Source organism: Xanthomonas sp. CFBP 8152 (assembly GCF_014199025.1).
GTDB lineage: Bacteria > Pseudomonadota > Gammaproteobacteria > Xanthomonadales > Xanthomonadaceae > Xanthomonas > Xanthomonas arboricola_B.
Genome location: NZ_JACHNO010000003.1, coordinates 701220 through 717679, shown reverse-complemented (window position 1 = coordinate 717679; position 16460 = coordinate 701220). Strand labels below are relative to the sequence as shown.

Genomic DNA, 16460 nt, shown 5'->3' with positions numbered 1-16460 from the left:
TTGCCTGGTCAGCGGCCTGAGGCCTTGGTGGGGGAATCGCTGGGGGAGTGAAGCGGAACGACGGAGCTTGACGCGCTGGCGCTACTGGCGCGGATCTTCAATTCGACTGCGGCGGTCAGGCGTTGCGATGCAAGGGCGGGACTGCCGATACGCTGCAACACCAGCTGCGCAGCCTGGCGGCCACGCGCACGCGGATCTGCGGCCAGGGTGGTCAGCGCGGGCGTAAACAGCGCGGCTTCGGCGATATCGTCGAAGCCGGTCACCGCGAAGTCGCGCCCCGGCACGATGCCATGCATCGCCAGCGCCGCCATCAGGCCCAATGCGACGCTGTCGTTGTAGCAGACCGCCGCAGTTGCGCGATCGTGCTCGGCGCTATCCAACATGCGACCGGCGCACAGTGCAGCATCCTGCCGGTTCGGTGCGGATTCGACGTAGTGCACGACCAGACCGGCATCGGCCATCGCGCGCGCGTAACCGGCGCGGCGTTGCCGGCAGGAACTGGACTGGGCGTGGCCACCGAAGAACACGATGCGCCGATGGCCCTGCGCGATCAGGTGCGCGCAGGCAAGCAACGCGCCCTGCTCGTTGTCCAGCGCCAGCAGATCCCAGCCCGCGCCTTCCACCTCGCGGTTGAACAACACCACGTTGTGTTGACGCCCCAGCACCTGGGTCAGTGCCTGCGCCTGGCTGCCTTCGGCCGGCGACAGGATGATGCCGGCAGGCGTGTGCTCCATCAGCGAGGTCAGTACTGCCTGCTGGCGCTGCGTCGATTCGCCGGTGCTGCCGAGCAGGGTCACATAACCGGCCGCGCCCAGCGCCTCGTCCACGCCTGCAGCGAATTCGGCAAAGAACGGGTTGGACAGATCGTTGATGACCAGCGCGACGCTGGATGACGTACGGCGGCGCAGATTGGCCGCAGCACGGTTGTAGACGTAATGCTGCCGATCCAGTTCGGCTTCCACGCGCGCGCGCGTGGCCGCATGCACCAGCGGGCTGCCGCGCAGCACCAACGACACGGTCGCGCGCGACACGCCGATGGCGGCGGCGATATCGCGCAAGGTCACTGCGCCACGTCCGCTGCGGCGCGCGTCGCCGTCCTCTGGAGCGGAGGGCGGCGGCTTGGCACGCGTCACGTTGCCGACCTAACAATGAAAAAAGTGCGCATGCGTCAGGCGTCGATTGGATCGATCCAATTAGGCCTTGTCCGCGCGCCCAATGCATGCGGCAGTGCAGCATGCGTAGCAACTGCGTTCAACTACTGCCCTTCCATCCCCATCATTGAAACGCGATCGACAGGCCGATCCCGCCCTGCCAGTCCGGGCTCTCCGAGGTCAGCCCGCGCAGCACCGAGATATCCAGTTGCATCGCATACGGCAACTGCCAGGCACCGCCGGCACCGGCCACGCGCGAGTGCTCGCTGCCGGTGTCGAAGCCTGCTTCCACGTAGCTGCTGAAATGCTCGCCGGCAAAGAACGTGTAATTGGGCGAGAAGGTCCAGGTATGCCCGTCGCTGTCGCGCGCGTAGTTGACGTACAGCGCCAGTGCACGCTGTTGGGCCAGATCCCAGGACGCGGTCACGCCGAGTTCGCGCGCGTAGCCATCACTGAAGGCGGGGCTGCCGGTCGGCACGCTGTAGCTGCCGAGCGCAGCCCAATGAAAGTTGTCCGACTGCGACGGCAATGCCACTTTCAAGCCGATATGGCTATCGCCTCCGCCACGCACATGTTCACCACCACCGTGCTGCCAGTTGTAGCTGTCGCTCCCGACCTGCAGCTCCACGTTCTGGAACAGACCCAGGCGCAGCACCGTATCGGCGGTGTACTGCGTGACTCGCTGCCCGTCGCTGCGATCGGTACTCGCATCCGGTAGGCCCTGCTCCCAGGCAAACACGCCGGGCTGCAGCACTTCGGCGGCAAATGGAATACCGGGACGGTCGAACGCCGGTGCGTCCTCCGTCTGTGCAGCGGCCTGCTGACTCACCACGCATAACGCGAGCACGACCGCGGCGGGCACCAGGGCGCGAGTGGGCTGCAAACCCGAAGCATCACGTGCGGTGGACGCAATCGACGCAATGGCACAGGAATTCGACATTTTCGACAACATGGACATACGCGGCACCATCGGCAGGGAGTGAGCGGCAACGCAGTGGACACCATGTCCGGATGCGTCGGCCAGTAACGCGGCGATGGTGCCGCGCGCGCCGTGACCGGCCCGTGTATCGCCGGCGGTAGGTTTGCCGCATAGTTCAAACCGAAGGTGCGCAATTCACGATTCAAGCACGCAACACACAGGGCAACGCACCCAAAGAACATGGGCACCCATCAGGTGCCCATGTGCCAACAAACACTACACGCAGCGTTACCAGACCAGGTCGTCGGGCACCTGGTACTGGGGATCGGCATACGGGTCTTCGCCTGCCGGCGCATTCGGGTCCACCTTCAATGCTACCGATGGCGCAAATACCGCTTCCGCCTCGGCCAGTACCTCGGCAGTCACCAACAGGTAACGGCCGTTGAGCTGCAGCACGCCCAGCTCGCCGGCATTGAGCGCCTTGAGCTGATCGGCGGTCACGTAGATACGCTTGATCTTGCCGCCATACGGAAAATGCCGGGCGATATCCGCATCGGCATGATTCAGCCCCTTGTCCTTGAGCAACTCCTCGAGTTTGGTCTTGGCTTCGCGACGCAGGCGTGCTTCTTCCTGCTTGAGCCGCTCGGCTTCGATGCGCTCATCCTTCTCGCGTTGCGCGCGGATCGCATAGGCCTTGGCCAGGTCGATGTCTTCGCGCGTGCGTGCCGGCCTGGGGCCGCGACGGTCGGCGGTGGACTGCTGCGGACGTGCAGCCGCTGCCGGCTTGCCATCGTTGCGACGCTCCGGCCTGCGGTCGTTCTTGCGCTCGTCCTTGCCGTCGGTCGCCGCAGCGGCATGCGGCCGCTGCGGTCCCCTGCCCTGGCCGCCCGGCTTGTTGCCGCCGGGCGCAGGCCTGCCACCGTTGCCATGTTGACGCGCGGCAGGCCGTGCGTCGGGTTTGCGTTCGGGCTTGGGTGCGGACTTGAAGCCCAACCCAAGCAACTGGTCACGTAAGGTATCGCTCATGGCGGTGGCAATCTGCAATCAATAATGCGGAGGCGGCGGTTCATCCGCAGCGTCGGCAAACAACGTGGAGCGCACCTTGCCCAGATCCTCGAGCAGGTGGCGGATCAGTTCGGCATTGCGGGCGCCCGTCAAACGGGCGTCCGCAAGTGCTTCACTCAGTTCATTGAGCGCCTGCTCCTGAAAGGACAGGCGCGTTTCCAGTTCAACCAACCGCGCGTCCAGTGCCTGGTCGCGCGGCGAGAGTTGCTCATGCATGTAACGAACGGCCTCGTCCGATGGCGTAGTAGGCCAGACCTGCGGCCTCGATTTCCTGCGGATCGTAAAGGTTGCGGCCGTCGAACACGACGTCGTCCTTCAAGGCCTGCTTGATCTTGCCGAAATCCGGGCTGCGGAACTGCTTCCACTCGGTGACCACGACCAGGGCGTCGGCGCCTTCCAGTGCGGCAAATGCCTCGTCGCAGAAGGTCAGATCGTCGCGCTCGCCGAAGATGCGCTTGGCTTCATGGGTTGCTTCCGGGTCGTAGGCACGCACGGTGGCACCGGCCTCCCACAACTGCTCCATCAAACGGCGGCTGGACGCGGCACGCATGTCGTCGGTATTGGGCTTGAATGCCAGGCCCCACACCGCGAAGGTCTTGCCGGCAATGCTGCCGGTGCCCTCAGCGCCGTAATGACGCTGCACCAGTTCGAACAGGTGCCCCTTCTGCGCGTTGTTGACGCTTTCCACCGCGTTGAGCAGGGTCGGCTCCATGCCGTACTGCTCTGCGGTCTTGGCCAGTGCCTGCACATCCTTCGGGAAGCACGAGCCGCCATAACCGGCGCCGGGATAGATGAAGTGCCAGCCGATGCGCGGATCCGAACCGATCCCGTTACGCACGTGCTCGACGTCCGCACCGACACGCTCGGCAATGTTGGCGATCTCGTTCATGAAACTGATCTTGGTCGCCAGCATTGCGTTGGCCGCGTACTTGGTCAGCTCGGCCGAACGCACGTCCATCTCCACGATGCGATCGCGGTTGCGGTTGAACGGCGCATACAGACGACGCATGCGAGCAATGGCCGCCGGCTTCTTGGCGCCGATCACGATGCGATCCGGACGCATGCAGTCGGCCACGGCGTCGCCTTCCTTGAGGAACTCGGGGTTGGAGACCACATCGAACTCATGGTCCAGGCCGCGTGCGTCCAGCTCTTCCTGGATCGCGGCGCGCACCTTGTCGGCGGTGCCGACCGGCACGGTGGACTTGTTGACGACCACCGACGGGCCATCGATATGCCGACCGACGGTGCGCGCAACCGCCAGCACGTACTGCAGGTCGGCACTGCCGTCCTCGTCCGGCGGCGTGCCTACGGCGATGAAGGTGATTTCGCCGTGCGCAATCGCCTCGGCCGCATCGGTGGTGAAGCGCAACCGGCCAGAGGCGTGGTTGGCTTTCACCATCGGCTCCAGGCCGGGTTCATAGATGGGAATCACCCCACGATTGAGACCATCAACTTTCGCCTGGTCGATATCCACGCAGATAACGTGATGACCTACTTCCGCCAGACAGGTACCGGTGACAAGACCAACATAGCCGGTACCAAAGATCGCAACTCGCATGGGTGGGGGTACTCCTGTGGGGGATCAGGGAAGGATACCCATCAGTTCGACATCGAACGTCAACGTTGCGTCTGGTCCGATCGGCCCCCCCTGCGTGCCGTTCGGGCCATAGGCCAAGTTGGATGGAATCCAGAAACGATACTTCGAACCGACCGGCATCAATGCGACGCCCTCGGTCCAACCAGCAATGACTTGATTCAGACCGAACTCGGCCGGCTGGCCGCGCTGGTAGGAGCTGTCGAATACCTGCCCGTTGAGCAGCTTGCCTTCGTAGTTCACGCGCACCGTATTGGTGGGCATCGGACGCTCGCCGCTGCCCTGGCGCAGCACCGTGTACTGCAGGCCCGACGCGGTGGTGATCACGCCCTTCTCGGTCTTGTTCTTGGCCAGGAAGGCATTGCCTTCCTCGCGATTCTTGGCGCCGGCAGCGCCCTGCTTGGCAGAGGCAAACGCCTGCATGGTGGCAGCGGCTTCCTGCTGGGTCAGACGCGTGGTGCCCTTGGCGAACACGGTCCGCACCGCTTCCATCAGGATCGACAGATCGATCTCGTCCTTGATACCGGCCAGCGACGGACCGACCGCGCGATCGCCCAGCATCAGGCCGACATTTTCCTTGGACGGCGCGGCCGGCGCGCTACCTGGCGCCATGCCCGGGACCTGCTGACCGTTACGCGCCGCCAGCGCGGTGCGCAATGCGGTGTCGGTGGCCTGGGTCTGTTCGTCGGACAACAGCGGCTTGCCGCCCTTGAATGCATTCTCGATGGCGCGTTGCAGCGCGCTTACATCGATGTCCTGGGCAATCGGCTCGAACGAACGTGCCACATCCATACCGATGGCGTAGCTGACGTTGTCGCGCGTGCTCTTCTCAGACGATGCATTCAAAACTGGCTTCTCCTTGGTGGCCGCTGCGGCCGGTTGCTGCGACATCGCCGGCATCGATGCCGACACTGCCACCATCAGTAGCGACGCCGCCGCGCCGCGCTTTCCCATCTTCATTCGATGCACTTCCCGAAAGTGAAAAGACACGCCGACGCCGGCGCTGAATGCGCATTGTCGCATGCGCACGCGAGCTTGCGAGCGCCGCGCTCAGCGCGACGGCGCGCTGAGCGCGCGTTCGATTGCCGCCAACACGCGCGGATCGTCCGGTTTGATCTTGCTGGGGAACTGCGCCACCACGCGTCCATTGCGACCGATCAGATACTTGTGGAAGTTCCAGCCCGGCGCCACACCCGTGGCCTGGGTCAGGCGCTGATACAGCGGCGTGGCCTGCGCACCCAGCACATGCACCTTCTCAAACATCGGGAACTTGACGCCATAGGTCAGCGTGCAGAATTCCTGGATCTGCTTCTCAGATCCGGGTTCCTGCCCCTGGAAATCGTTGGACGGAAAGCCCAGCACCGAGAAGCCGCGGCTGCCGAAGCGCTGATTCAGCGCCTCCAGCCCTTCGTACTGCGGCGTGTAGCCGCACTTGCTGGCGGTATTGACCACCATCAGCACCTTGCCGCCGTAGGTACGGTTCAGGTTGATCGGCGCCTTGCCGGCCAGCGGCCGATAGTCCAGATCCAGCAGCGGCGCATCGGCGGCCAGCGCCGAGACGGAGAAAAAGCCAGCAAATACAACGACCAGCAGACGCTTGAGCAACATGAGCGATCCCTTTCGGTTGGTTCCGGCCACCCAACGACGCGGGGTGCCATCAGTTGGGTATGACAGGCAGTTGACTGCCTGCGTGTCGGTGTTATAGTTGAATACAACACCAGTCATCCAACGCAGGGGAAAGCATGAACAGCACACGCTTCACGCGACCAGCTCCACTGCTGCTGTTCGGCAGCGCCCTGTTCGCCATTGGTTGCCTGGGAGCCGCTTCCAGTCAGGTCACGGAATCCGGCGCCGATTATGGCGTGTCGGAGGCGGTTACGGAAAACGCGACAACTCCCCCCGAGGCGCGCACCCGGCCCAGCCGGCACCTGCGCACCTCGCTGTCGATGCCCTATTTCTCCTTCGCGCAGGTTCTGCGCCCACGGAGCTGACCATGAACGACATCCAATGGAGCGACGGCGCTCCCATCTACCGCCAACTCAAGGAACGGGTGATTGCCATGATGCTCGATGGAATCCTCAAGCCGGGCGATGCCCTGCCCTCGGTACGCCAGGTGGCGGCCGACTACCAACTCAACCCGATCACCGTCTCGCGTGCCTACCAGGAACTGGCCGACGAGAACCTAGTGGAGAAACGCCGCGGCCTGGGCATGTTCATGACCCCGGAGGCCGCACAGAAATTGCGCGGCAGCGAGCGCGAGCGTTTCCTGAATGAAGAATGGCCCGCGGTGCTGGAACGCATCCAGCGCCTGGGACTGTCCATCGACGATCTGTTGCCACAGGGAAAAACACCATGACCGCCGTCTCCTCCGACCATGTGGTCGACGCACGTGGCCTGCGCAAGGCTTACAAGCACCGGCTCGCGCTGGACAACACTAGCTTCACCATCGCCGCCGGGCGCATCGTCGGCCTGATCGGCCCCAACGGCGCCGGCAAGACCACCGCGCTCAAGGCGGTGCTGGGGCTGACCGATTTCGACGGCGAACTGAGCGTGCTCGGCATGGATCCGCGCACCCAGCGCAACGCACTGATGAACGAGGTCTGCTTCATCGCCGACGTGGCGGTGCTGCCGCGCTGGCTGCGGGTCGGCGAGGCGATCGACTTCGTCGCCGGCGTGCATCCGCGCTTTGATCGCGCCAAGTGCGAGCGCTTCCTGGCCAATACGCAGCTCAACCGCAAGTCGCGGGTGCGCGAGCTGTCCAAGGGCATGATCGTGCAGCTGCACCTGGCGCTGGTGATGGCCATCGATGCCCGCATCCTGGTGCTGGACGAGCCCACCCTGGGCCTGGACATCCTGTATCGCAAGCAGTTCTACCAGCGCCTGCTGGAGGACTACTTTGACGAGCAGAAGACCATCATCGTCACCACCCACCAGGTCGAAGAGATCGAACACATCCTCACCGATGTGATGTTCATCCGCGACGGCCGCATCGTGCTGACCGCCGACATGGAGAACGTGGCCGAGCGTTACACCGAAGTGCTGGTGGGTGCCGAGCATCTCGACGCCGCCCGAGGCCTGCAGCCGATCGACGAGCGCAGCCTGCCGTTCGGCAAGACCGTGATGCTGTTCGATGGCGTGCCCAAAGCGCAGCTCGCCCGTTTTGGCGAAACCCGCAATCCCGGCCTTGCCGACCTGTTCGTTGCGGTCATGAAGGGGACCTACGCATGAATGCACTCACCCACCAAGCTTCTCCCGCACGCACGTTCGGCTGGCTGCTCAAACGCGAGTACTGGGAACACCGTGGCGGTTTCGTCTGGGCACAGATCATCACCGGCGGCATCGCGGTGTTCTTCGCGCTGCTGGGCGCGGTGATCGGCGCGATCAGCGCGCGTCGCAACATGATCGGCGACAGCATCACGATGGACGATCTGGCCGAATACACGCGCACCCTGGGCCAGGTCGGCGACGGCCTGCTGCTCGGCGGTATCGGCATCGCCTCGGTGGTGCTGGCGTTTGTGGTGTTCTTCTATTCGCTGGGCAGCCTGTACGACGACCGCCGCGACCGCAGCGTGCTGTTCTGGAAATCGCTGCCGGTGTCAGATGTGCAGACGGTGCTGTCCAAGGCCGCCTGGGCGCTGTTGCTGGCGCCGCTGATCGCCATTGCGATCGGCGCGCTGGTCGGCCTGGCGCTATGGCTGATCGCCATCGTGGGCGCCTCGATCGCCGGCGTCCCCAGCCCCTGGGCCCTGGCGACCCATTCGCACCCGTTCTCGTTGCTGTGGCTGTTGCTGAAGACCGTGCCGATGAGTCTGCTGTGGGCGTTGCCGACGGTGGGCTGGCTGATGTTCTGCTCGGCCTGGGCCACCAGCAAGCCGTTCCTGTGGGCGGTGCTGTTCCCGCTGCTGGCCTGCGTGATGCTGAGCATCCTCTCGGCGATGCCGGGCATCTCGCTGCCGATCGGCTGGATCTGGTACATCGTCGGCTACCGCGGCCTGCTCAGCGCCCTGCCCGGCACCTGGTCGCCGCGTGCGGTCAGCGGCAACCTCGACAGCAGCGCGATGCAGAACCCCAGCGACCTGGTGCAGTGGGCGCTGCAGCACACCGACAGCGCGCGGGTCTACGGCAATCCGGACATCTGGATCGGCGCTGCAATCGGCGTTGTCCTGATCGCCGCCTCCATCTACCTGCGCCGTCGGCGCTCCGAAGCCTGAAGGACATCCCATGCATCGTCTGCTGAGTCTGGCCATCCTGTTCGCCTTGCCCGGCGCTGCGTTTGCCGAGGAGCAATGCAAATTCTCCGAACCGCGCAGCCTGGAGTTGAAACTGGGTGGAGTGAAGTCGGTGCTGTTCGAGGTCGCCTCCAACGATCTGCATCTGGACGCCGCGCCGGGCAACGGCGGGCGTCTGAGCGGCCGCGCCTGCGCAGCCAGGGCCGATCTGCTCAAGGGCCTGACCGTCTCCCAGAAGCGTGTCGGCGACAAGCTGGTGGTGACGCTGGCCGATGACCGCCCGCTGCGCATCTCCATCGGCGACAGCTACGCGTACCTGGACCTGCGCGGCAGCGTGCCCGACGCGCTCCTGATGCAGTTCGACGTGGGCTCCGGCGACGCCGAGATCAGCGGCGCTGCCGCGGTGAGTGCCGATGTCGGCTCCGGCGACATGGCCATCCGCCGCACCAGGGGCCGGGTCACCACCAAGGTCGGTTCCGGCGATATTGAGCTGGAACAGATGGGGTCGCTGCGCGTGCTGGCGGTCGGCTCGGGCGATCTCAAGGCCAGGCAGGTGCATGGCGCGGCCGAGGTCGGCAAGGTCGGTTCGGGCGACGTCAAGCTGCGCGGCGTTGCGGGCAACGTCAAGCTCGGCACGATTGGCTCCGGCGATGTCGACATCGAGGATGTGCAGGGCGATGTGGGCGTGGAAGCGGTCAACTCCGGCGCCCTGAGTGTGCACAAGGTGCGCGGCGACGTCAGCGTCGCGCGCAAGGGCAGCGGAGATATCGACGTCAGCGACGTTGCCGGCAACACCCGCATGCCGACCGACAACTGACCACTGCATTGACCATTCGAGGGGGGACGGCTGATGAAACTGTTGATTTGTGCGGTATTGGTGGGCGCGCTGCTGGTCGGTTGCGACAAGTCCGAACCCAAGGTCATTGTGTCGGGCCAGACCAACGCGAGCGGGGTGATCTTCAACGGCAAGAGCCTGACGCTCCACCGCGACGGCCTGCCCGAGGCCACCATCGGTGCGGATGGCGCGCTCAGCATCGCTGGCAAGCCGGTGAGCCTGAACGATGCGCAGCGGCAGGCGATGCGCGGTTTCTACGTGCAGATTCAGGGCGTCGCGGAAAAAGGCATCGACATCGGCACGCAGGGCGCGGCCTTCGGTGCGCACGCCGCCGGCGAAGCGCTCAAGGGTTTGTTCAGCGGCAACACCGAACAGATCGGCGACAAGATCGAGGCGCAGGCGGAAACCTTCAAACACAAGGCGATGCAGATCTGCGATCAGTTGGCCAAGCTGCGCAACGCGCAGGACGCCGCCGCGCATCTGGTGCCGGCATTTGCGCCGTACTCGACGCTTACCCAGCACGATGTCGACGACTGCCGCAAGTAAGCGTGGCCTGGATCGCCGATGCACCCTCATCGACGGGCGCAGCGGCTGATCGGAACCGGAGGGACCGTCACGCCGATTGCTGCGCGCACGCCAGGCACCCGATGCCGCCTGCGACATCTTGTCAGACGCGCCATGTGCCGCAGGCGCCGATCGGCCGGTCGGAGCGGGATTACACTAGTGCACCCCTCCGAACCCAGCGACCCCATGAACAAGTTCGTGATGCTCTGCATGGCGCTTCTGCTATGCGCCCTGACCGCCTGTGGCGACCAGTCGTCGCGGCGCGCCGAACGCGGCAAGCCGCGCGTTGCCATCACCACTCAGTCGGTGATGATCCGCCGCCCACCGGCGGCCAATGCGGAAATCACCCCGGACGGCACGCTGAAGATCGACGATATCGCGCTGCCGCAAAAGGAGCCGACGCGCGCCAAGTTGCAGCTGCTGTTCGGGCACCTGCAGATGCTGCGGCAGCAGGCAGTCAACGAGGCTGGCGCGGATCCGGAATACAAGTCGATCAAGCTGACCGCAACGCCACAGATCCAGCAGCTCAGCGGCGAATTGCTACATGAGATCCCGTCGCTGCAGCCGTACCGCGAGAGCTTCGGCAACGTGCAGGCCGAGCGGCACTGAGTCCTGGCGAAGCCGCGGATTCGCGCAAAGCCGTGTAGGAGCGCACCTGGGCGCGACGGGGCTTTATCGACAACGCCCGTCGCGCCCGGGTGCGCTCCTACGCATGCACACTGCGGTGGTCAGCCGCCGCCACTGCTGCCGGCCTGGATGCCACCACGCGTCAACGCAGCAGGATCCAGCAAACGGCGCAGATCCGCTTCGCTGAGCCCGCTGTCTTCCAGCGCCACGTCCAGCACCGGGCGCTGTTCCTTGTAGGCACGCTTGGCGATCGCTGCCGCCTTCTCATAACCGATGATCGGGTTGAGCGCGGTGACCAGGATCGGATTGCGGTCCAGCGCCTCGCGCACGCGCTCCTGGCGCACCTTCAACCCGGCAATCGCGCTATCGGCCAGCAACCGCGCCACATTGCCCAGCAACGTGATTGAATCCAGCAGGTTGTAGGCGATCAACGGCAGCGTCACGTTCAACTGGAAGTTGCCGGTCTGCCCGGCCACGGTGATCGCGGTGTGGTGGCCGATCACCTGCGCACAGGCCATCACCGTGGCTTCGGGAATCACCGGATTGACCTTGCCCGGCATGATCGAACTGCCCGGCTGCAGCGCCGGCAACTCGATCTCGCCCAGCCCGGCCAGGGGGCCGGCATTCATCCAGCGCAGATCGTTGGCGATCTTGATCAATGCCACGGCCAGCGCGTTGAGCTGACCAGACAACTCCACCGCATCGTCCTGCGCGGCCAGGCCTTCGAACTTGTTGTCCGCACTTTCGAACTTGAACTTGCTCGTGCCCGACAAGGCCTTGGCCACCTTGCCGCCGAAACGCGGATCTGCGTTGATGCCGGTGCCGATCGCCGTGCCGCCCAGCGGCAACCGGCGCAGGCGCTTGAGGGAATCGTCGATGCGCTCCTGCGCCGAACTCAGCTGCGCCGACCACGCACCGAATTCCTGGCCGAAGGTCAGCGGCATCGCGTCCATCAGATGCGTGCGTCCGGTCTTGACGACCTTGTCCAGCCCCTTGGCGCGCTTGTCGATGGTCTTGCGCAGATGCTTGAGCGCCGGCTGCAGGTGTTCCTGCACTGCCAGCAGTGCGGACACCCGGATCGCGGTGGGGACCACGTCGTTGGAACTCTGCCCGAGATTGACGTGATCGTTCGGATGCACCGCGTCCTTGCCGGCACGCGTGGCCAGCGTGGCGATCACCTCGTTGGCATTCATGTTGGACGAGGTGCCCGAGCCGGTCTGATAGACGTCGATCGGGAACTGCGCGTCATATGTGCCGTCGGCGACCTGCAACGCCGCCTCCTGCACGGCCTTGCCGATCGACTTGGGCAACAACCCGAGCTCGGCATTGACACCGGCCGCAGCGGCCTTGATCAGCCCCAGCGCGCGGATGAATCCGCGCGGCATCGGCTGGCCGGACACCGGAAAATTCTGCACGGCACGCTGGGTCTGCGCGCCCCACAAGGCATCGGCAGGCACCTGCAGTTCGCCCATGCTGTCGTGTTCGGTCCTGAAACGTTCGCTCATCTGCACTCTCCGCACATGGTTGGTTTGTGGTGATGGATGGCTGGCAGCGGGCGCACCCACGCTGGCGAGGCTGCCTACGATACTCGCTCGCAGCGTTGCGACCGTGTCGTCGCAAACGGTGGGCTAGACTGCCCATTGATCCATACGAGGTACCACGCCGCCATGGGCGACGACCCTGACTGTAGAAACGCCTCGTTTGCGTCTTTCTCCCTCGCACACCGCCCCGGCACTGACGCGCAGCGGCTGACACGCAGCGTGACCGCTGTTACGCAGCACGGAGGCCGACGCCATGGTGGGTAACGTGCTGCTGTTGTTGGTCGCACTGCTGCTGGTGCTGTTGAACGGCTTCTTCGTTGCTGCCGAGTTCGCGCTGGTCAAGCTGCGACATACGCAGGCGGTGGGCCTGGCGCAGAACAACGGGTGGCGTGGACGTTTATTGCTCGGGGTGCATGCGCATCTGGATGCCTATCTGTCGGCGTGCCAGCTCGGCATCACCCTGGCCTCGCTCGGCCTGGGCTGGGTCGGCGAGCCGGCCTTTGCGCATCTGCTGCAGCCGCTGTTCGACAGCGCCGGCCTGGCGCCCGAAGCGGCGCAGTTCACCGCACTGGCGATCGCCTTCAGCCTGATCTCGTTCCTGCACATCGTGCTGGGCGAGCTGGCGCCCAAGACCATGGCGATCCGCCGCCCGGAGCGGATGTCGCTGTGGACCGCCGCGCCGCTCTACGTGTTCTATTGGCTGATGTATCCGGCGATCTGGGTGCTCAACACCAGCGCCAACCGCCTGCTGCGCGTGCTGGGCTGGGGCGATGTGGAACATCAATCGCATCGCTATTCGCGCGAAGAACTGATGCTCATCGTCGGCCGCCAGGATCCCAACGCGGCCACGCCCGATCACGGGCTGGCCCTGATGAGCCACGCGCTGGAACTGCCCGACCTGGTCGCCGGCGACCTGATGCGCCCACGCGAGCACCTGCGCAGCCTGCGCGAAGGCATGACGCTGGAATCGGTGCTGGCCGAGTTCAGCGAGTCGCGCTACAGCCGCTACCCGTGGTTCGACGCCGATGGCGAGCAGGTGCTGGGCATCCTGCATACCAAGGATCTGCTGGTGGCGATGGCACGCAGCCAGGACCTGGACGATCTGCGCCCGTTGCTGCGTCCGCCCACCCTGCTGCCGCTGGAAACCCCGATTCCCAGCGCGCTGGAACAGTTCCGTACCGGCACCACCCATCTGGCGCTGTGCGTGGAGGACGAGGGACGCATCCTGGGATTCTTCACCCTGGAAGACCTGCTGGAGGTGGTGGTCGGCGAGATCGAGGACGAGCACCGCCACGTGGTGCGCGATGCCCCGGTCCGCAGCCAGGACGGCTCGCTGCTGGTGGCCGGCAGCACCTCCATCTTCCGCCTGGAACGCCTGCTGGGCCGGGACCTGAGCGCGCCGGACCACGTCAATTCGGTCGGCGGGCTGATCGTGCACCGGTTGCAGCGGCTGCCCGAAGAGGGCGAGACCCTGGAGCTGGACGGCCATGCACTGACGGTGCGGCGCATGGCCGGCCACCGCATCCAGGCGATCACGGTGCGGCCGATCGGCGAAGCCGGCGCCGGGGCGGCGTAGAATACGCACCCCCGCCAGCCTCCCAGTGCCCTGCCCATGTCGGATTCCGCCCTGCTCGCCCTGTCCCCGCTCGACGGTCGCTACGCTTCCAAAGTGGATGCGCTGCGCCCGATCTTCTCCGAATACGGCCTGATCAAGGCACGGGTCAAGGTCGAGATCGAATGGCTGCTGGCGCTGGCCGCCGAGCCGGGTATCGCCGAGCTGGCGCCGTTCTCGGCGGCCGCTACCCAGACCCTGCGCCGTCTGGCCGACGACTTCAGCGTCAGCGACGCGGCGCGGGTCAAGCAGATCGAACGCACCACCAACCACGACGTCAAGGCGGTGGAGTACTTCATCAAGGAGCAGCTCAAGGACGATGCCGAGCTGGGCCCGGCGCTGGAATTCGTGCATTTCGCCTGCACCAGCGAAGACATCAACAACCTCAGCTACGGCCTGATGCTGGAACAGGCGCGCCGCGAGGTGCTGCTGCCGACGCTGGACGGCATCACCGCCAGCCTGCGCACGCTCGCCCATGCCCAGGCCGGCCAGCCGATGCTGTCGCGCACGCACGGCCAGACCGCCTCGCCCACCACGCTGGGCAAGGAAATCGCCAACGTGGTCGCGCGCCTGGAGCGTCAGCGCAAGCAGATCGCCGCGGTCGAACTGACCGGCAAGATCAACGGCGCGGTCGGCAACTACAACGCGCACCTGGTGTCGTACCCGGAGCTGGACTGGGCCGCGTTCGCGCAGCGCTTCGTCGAAAGCCTGGGCCTGGTGTTCAACCCCTACACCACCCAGATCGAGCCGCACGACAACGTGGCCGAAATCGGCGACGCCAGCCGCCGCGTCAACACCATCCTGATCGACCTGGCGCGCGACATCTGGGGCTACATCTCGCTGGGCTACTTCAAGCAGAAGCTCAAGGAAGGCGAAGTCGGCTCTTCGACCATGCCGCACAAGGTCAACCCGATCGACTTCGAAAACGCCGAAGGCAATTTCGGCATCGCCAATGCACTGTTCGAGCATTTTTCCGCCAAGCTGCCGATCAGCCGCTGGCAGCGCGACCTGACCGATTCCACCGTGCTGCGCGCGCTGGGCACCGCGTTCGGTCATACCCAGGTCGCGCTGGATTCGCTGGCCAAGGGCCTGGGCAAGCTGACCGTCAATCCCGAGCGTCTGGATGCCGATCTGGATGCGGCCTGGGAAGTGCTGGCCGAAGCCGTGCAGACGGTGATGCGTCGCCACGGCCTGCCCAACCCGTACGAACAGCTCAAGGCGCTGACCCGCGGCCAGGGCATCACCGCCGCGTCCATGCAGGCCTTTGTGGAAAGCCTGCAATTGCCGGAGCAGGACAAGCAGCGCCTGCGCGCGCTGACGCCGGGCGCCTACACCGGGCTGGCCGAACAGCTGGCGCGCGCCATCTAAGCGGCGGCATCTAACGCCCGTTATCACGCCCTTGTATCCAGCTGTCAGGAGTATTGCCATGGCATTGCGCTCGCTGCTGTCTGTCTCCCTGCTTGCGTCGGTGGCCTGCGGATTGCTGGCCTGCGGGAAGCAGGCCGCTCCCGACTCGCACCCCGACGCTGCCGCTGCCGCGCCGCAAGCGCCGGCCGGCGCGTCGATCGCACCGGTGCCGTCGGTGCCGTCGGTCCCGAGCCTGGACGGCGCTAGCCAGGCCGCCAGCACCGGCGAGCGGCCGACACTGATGATCACCTCAACCGGCGGCACGGTCAGCTGCGAGGGGCATAACGTCGACCTGACCGGCCAGAACGCCAATCTGGTCCTCAAGGGCGCCTGCGGCACGGTCGCCGTGCTGGGGCAGCATGCGATCGTGCACATCGAGCACGCCGAGGCAGTGCGCTTGGTCGGCGACGATGCCCAGCTCACCCTCGCTGGCGATGCCAGGACCGTCGAAGTGTTGAGTCGCTCCTCCATGCTCAAGGCCGGTCGCATCGACACCCTGCTGGTACCTGGCGACAACAATCAGGTACAGGCGCAGGCGATCGCCTCCGCCACGCTGCACGGCCGCGGCAACCGCATCACCCAGCAATCCGGCAACGCCGTGCTCAACGACTACGGCAGCGACAATCAGATCTCCACCCGCTGACCCGCCGCCGGCCCCCCAGGTCATCGGTGGCCCGTAGATGCACTGAAACCTTCGCGATACCCGCATCCAAGGCGTCGTACGGCGGGCTGGACCACTGCACCGCCGTCAGGCGGGCGCGGCCGGTGCTCGGAATCGGCATGTATCACTCGTACACTGCGGTTCTGAGCGCGCCGTCCCACCACCTGACGACCGCTGGCTACGTTGTTTTGTTAGCCGCTCCAAGCCACCTCGCCGGCCGCACCGTGCCGGCCCTCCAGTCGGACCCGTGACACC

At 65.4% G+C, this 16460-nt stretch carries 18 protein-coding genes and 1 other RNA gene; 11 read left to right on the top strand and 8 right to left on the bottom strand.

Annotated features, from left to right (window positions below):
* Positions 1-8: 8 nt before the first annotated feature.
* From FHT09_RS15015 to FHT09_RS14985, 7 genes are all read right to left on the bottom strand, one after another.
* Positions 9-1133 carry a LacI family DNA-binding transcriptional regulator gene (locus tag FHT09_RS15015; RefSeq protein ID WP_104605442.1) on the bottom strand — a complete coding sequence of 375 codons (1125 nt, stop codon included), beginning with the start codon at positions 1131-1133 and terminating at the stop codon, positions 9-11.
* Positions 1134-1275: 142 nt separating this feature from the next.
* On the bottom strand, positions 1276-2109 hold the full coding sequence (locus FHT09_RS15010; protein ID WP_104605572.1) for a transporter: 834 nt from the start codon (positions 2107-2109) through the stop codon (positions 1276-1278).
* Positions 2110-2358: 249 nt separating this feature from the next.
* A complete protein-coding gene (locus tag FHT09_RS15005) occupies positions 2359-3096 on the bottom strand; it encodes a DUF2058 family protein (protein ID WP_343125444.1) in 738 nt (245 codons plus the stop codon).
* Positions 3097-3114: 18 nt separating this feature from the next.
* Positions 3115-3351: a SlyX family protein gene (locus FHT09_RS15000; RefSeq protein ID WP_005988457.1), complete on the bottom strand. Its 237-nt coding sequence runs from the start codon at positions 3349-3351 to the stop codon at positions 3115-3117.
* Positions 3344-4693 (bottom strand): UDP-glucose/GDP-mannose dehydrogenase family protein, encoded by a 1350-nt coding sequence (locus FHT09_RS14995; RefSeq protein ID WP_047125002.1) that lies wholly within the window; start codon positions 4691-4693, stop codon positions 3344-3346. Before FHT09_RS14995 ends, FHT09_RS15000 begins: the two co-directional genes overlap by 8 nt.
* Before the next feature lie 24 nt (positions 4694-4717).
* A complete protein-coding gene (locus tag FHT09_RS14990; RefSeq protein ID WP_166775631.1) occupies positions 4718-5689 on the bottom strand; it encodes an FKBP-type peptidyl-prolyl cis-trans isomerase in 972 nt (323 codons plus the stop codon).
* Positions 5690-5779: 90 nt separating this feature from the next.
* Complete coding sequence (locus FHT09_RS14985; RefSeq protein WP_104605440.1) at positions 5780-6337, bottom strand: glutathione peroxidase; 558 nt, start codon at positions 6335-6337, stop codon at positions 5780-5782.
* A 134-nt stretch (positions 6338-6471) separates the two neighbouring features.
* On the opposite strand from FHT09_RS14985, the gene FHT09_RS14980 reads away from it, so the two are divergent.
* The 7 genes from FHT09_RS14980 to FHT09_RS14950 all read left to right on the top strand — a co-directional run bounded on the left by FHT09_RS14980 (position 6472) and on the right by FHT09_RS14950 (position 10966).
* Positions 6472-6720 carry a hypothetical protein gene (locus FHT09_RS14980; RefSeq protein WP_047125004.1) on the top strand — a complete coding sequence of 83 codons (249 nt, stop codon included), beginning with the start codon at positions 6472-6474 and terminating at the stop codon, positions 6718-6720.
* 2 nt (positions 6721-6722) lie between these two features.
* The gene (locus FHT09_RS14975) at positions 6723-7085 is read left to right on the top strand and encodes a GntR family transcriptional regulator (protein WP_003483692.1); all 363 of its coding nucleotides are present in this window, start codon (positions 6723-6725) and stop codon (positions 7083-7085) included.
* Entirely contained in the window at positions 7082-7957 is an 876-nt protein-coding gene (locus tag FHT09_RS14970; RefSeq protein WP_016901534.1) for an ABC transporter ATP-binding protein, read from the top strand. Before FHT09_RS14975 ends, FHT09_RS14970 begins: the two co-directional genes overlap by 4 nt.
* Positions 7954-8940, top strand: a complete 987-nt coding sequence (locus FHT09_RS14965; protein ID WP_104605438.1) for an ABC transporter permease — start codon at positions 7954-7956, stop codon at positions 8938-8940. Before FHT09_RS14970 ends, FHT09_RS14965 begins: the two co-directional genes overlap by 4 nt.
* A 10-nt stretch (positions 8941-8950) precedes the next feature.
* Entirely contained in the window at positions 8951-9775 is an 825-nt protein-coding gene (locus FHT09_RS14960; RefSeq protein WP_104605436.1) for a DUF4097 family beta strand repeat-containing protein, read from the top strand.
* Positions 9776-9808: 33 nt separating this feature from the next.
* The gene (locus FHT09_RS14955; RefSeq protein WP_104605434.1) at positions 9809-10339 is read left to right on the top strand and encodes a DUF2884 family protein; all 531 of its coding nucleotides are present in this window, start codon (positions 9809-9811) and stop codon (positions 10337-10339) included.
* 204 nt (positions 10340-10543) lie between these two features.
* Complete coding sequence (locus FHT09_RS14950) at positions 10544-10966, top strand: hypothetical protein (protein ID WP_104605432.1); 423 nt, start codon at positions 10544-10546, stop codon at positions 10964-10966.
* A gap of 119 nt (positions 10967-11085) precedes the next feature.
* Here the strand turns inward: FHT09_RS14950 and FHT09_RS14945 are convergent, their stop codons facing one another.
* Positions 11086-12489, bottom strand: coding sequence for a class II fumarate hydratase (locus FHT09_RS14945; RefSeq protein WP_104605430.1), 1404 nt, complete (start codon positions 12487-12489; stop codon positions 11086-11088).
* A 289-nt stretch (positions 12490-12778) separates the two neighbouring features.
* On the opposite strand from FHT09_RS14945, the gene FHT09_RS14940 reads away from it, so the two are divergent.
* The 4 genes from FHT09_RS14940 to FHT09_RS14925 all read left to right on the top strand — a co-directional run bounded on the left by FHT09_RS14940 (position 12779) and on the right by FHT09_RS14925 (position 16402).
* Complete coding sequence (locus tag FHT09_RS14940; protein WP_104605428.1) at positions 12779-14101, top strand: hemolysin family protein; 1323 nt, start codon at positions 12779-12781, stop codon at positions 14099-14101.
* Between the two features lie 36 nt (positions 14102-14137).
* A complete protein-coding gene (purB, locus tag FHT09_RS14935; protein WP_104538034.1) occupies positions 14138-15505 on the top strand; it encodes an adenylosuccinate lyase in 1368 nt (455 codons plus the stop codon).
* Positions 15506-15563: 58 nt separating this feature from the next.
* The gene (locus FHT09_RS14930) at positions 15564-16187 is read left to right on the top strand and encodes a DUF3060 domain-containing protein (RefSeq protein WP_104605426.1); all 624 of its coding nucleotides are present in this window, start codon (positions 15564-15566) and stop codon (positions 16185-16187) included.
* 137 nt (positions 16188-16324) lie between these two features.
* Positions 16325-16402: non-coding RNA, sX9 sRNA (locus tag FHT09_RS14925), on the top strand.
* The last annotated feature ends 58 nt before the right edge of the window (positions 16403-16460 follow it).

Excerpts from the sequence above, each read along its gene's own strand:
- FHT09_RS15010 (WP_104605572.1), bottom strand. The coding sequence starts at position 2,109 with ATGTCCATGTTGTCGAAAATGTCGAATTCCTGTGCCATTGCGTCGATT.
- FHT09_RS15005 (WP_343125444.1), bottom strand. The coding sequence starts at position 3,096 with ATGAGCGATACCTTACGTGACCAGTTGCTTGGGTTGGGCTTCAAGTCC.
- FHT09_RS15000 (WP_005988457.1), bottom strand. The coding sequence starts at position 3,351 with ATGCATGAGCAACTCTCGCCGCGCGACCAGGCACTGGACGCGCGGTTG.
- FHT09_RS14995 (WP_047125002.1), bottom strand. The coding sequence starts at position 4,693 with ATGCGAGTTGCGATCTTTGGTACCGGCTATGTTGGTCTTGTCACCGGT.
- FHT09_RS14990 (WP_166775631.1), bottom strand. The coding sequence starts at position 5,689 with ATGAAGATGGGAAAGCGCGGCGCGGCGGCGTCGCTACTGATGGTGGCA.
- FHT09_RS14985 (WP_104605440.1), bottom strand. The coding sequence starts at position 6,337 with ATGTTGCTCAAGCGTCTGCTGGTCGTTGTATTTGCTGGCTTTTTCTCC.
- FHT09_RS14980 (WP_047125004.1), top strand. The coding sequence starts at position 6,472 with ATGAACAGCACACGCTTCACGCGACCAGCTCCACTGCTGCTGTTCGGC.
- FHT09_RS14975 (WP_003483692.1), top strand. The coding sequence starts at position 6,723 with ATGAACGACATCCAATGGAGCGACGGCGCTCCCATCTACCGCCAACTC.
- FHT09_RS14970 (WP_016901534.1), top strand. The coding sequence starts at position 7,082 with ATGACCGCCGTCTCCTCCGACCATGTGGTCGACGCACGTGGCCTGCGC.
- FHT09_RS14965 (WP_104605438.1), top strand. The coding sequence starts at position 7,954 with ATGAATGCACTCACCCACCAAGCTTCTCCCGCACGCACGTTCGGCTGG.
- FHT09_RS14960 (WP_104605436.1), top strand. The coding sequence starts at position 8,951 with ATGCATCGTCTGCTGAGTCTGGCCATCCTGTTCGCCTTGCCCGGCGCT.
- FHT09_RS14955 (WP_104605434.1), top strand. The coding sequence starts at position 9,809 with ATGAAACTGTTGATTTGTGCGGTATTGGTGGGCGCGCTGCTGGTCGGT.
- FHT09_RS14950 (WP_104605432.1), top strand. The coding sequence starts at position 10,544 with ATGAACAAGTTCGTGATGCTCTGCATGGCGCTTCTGCTATGCGCCCTG.
- FHT09_RS14945 (WP_104605430.1), bottom strand. The coding sequence starts at position 12,489 with ATGAGCGAACGTTTCAGGACCGAACACGACAGCATGGGCGAACTGCAG.
- FHT09_RS14940 (WP_104605428.1), top strand. The coding sequence starts at position 12,779 with ATGGTGGGTAACGTGCTGCTGTTGTTGGTCGCACTGCTGCTGGTGCTG.
- purB (WP_104538034.1), top strand. The coding sequence starts at position 14,138 with ATGTCGGATTCCGCCCTGCTCGCCCTGTCCCCGCTCGACGGTCGCTAC.
- FHT09_RS14930 (WP_104605426.1), top strand. The coding sequence starts at position 15,564 with ATGGCATTGCGCTCGCTGCTGTCTGTCTCCCTGCTTGCGTCGGTGGCC.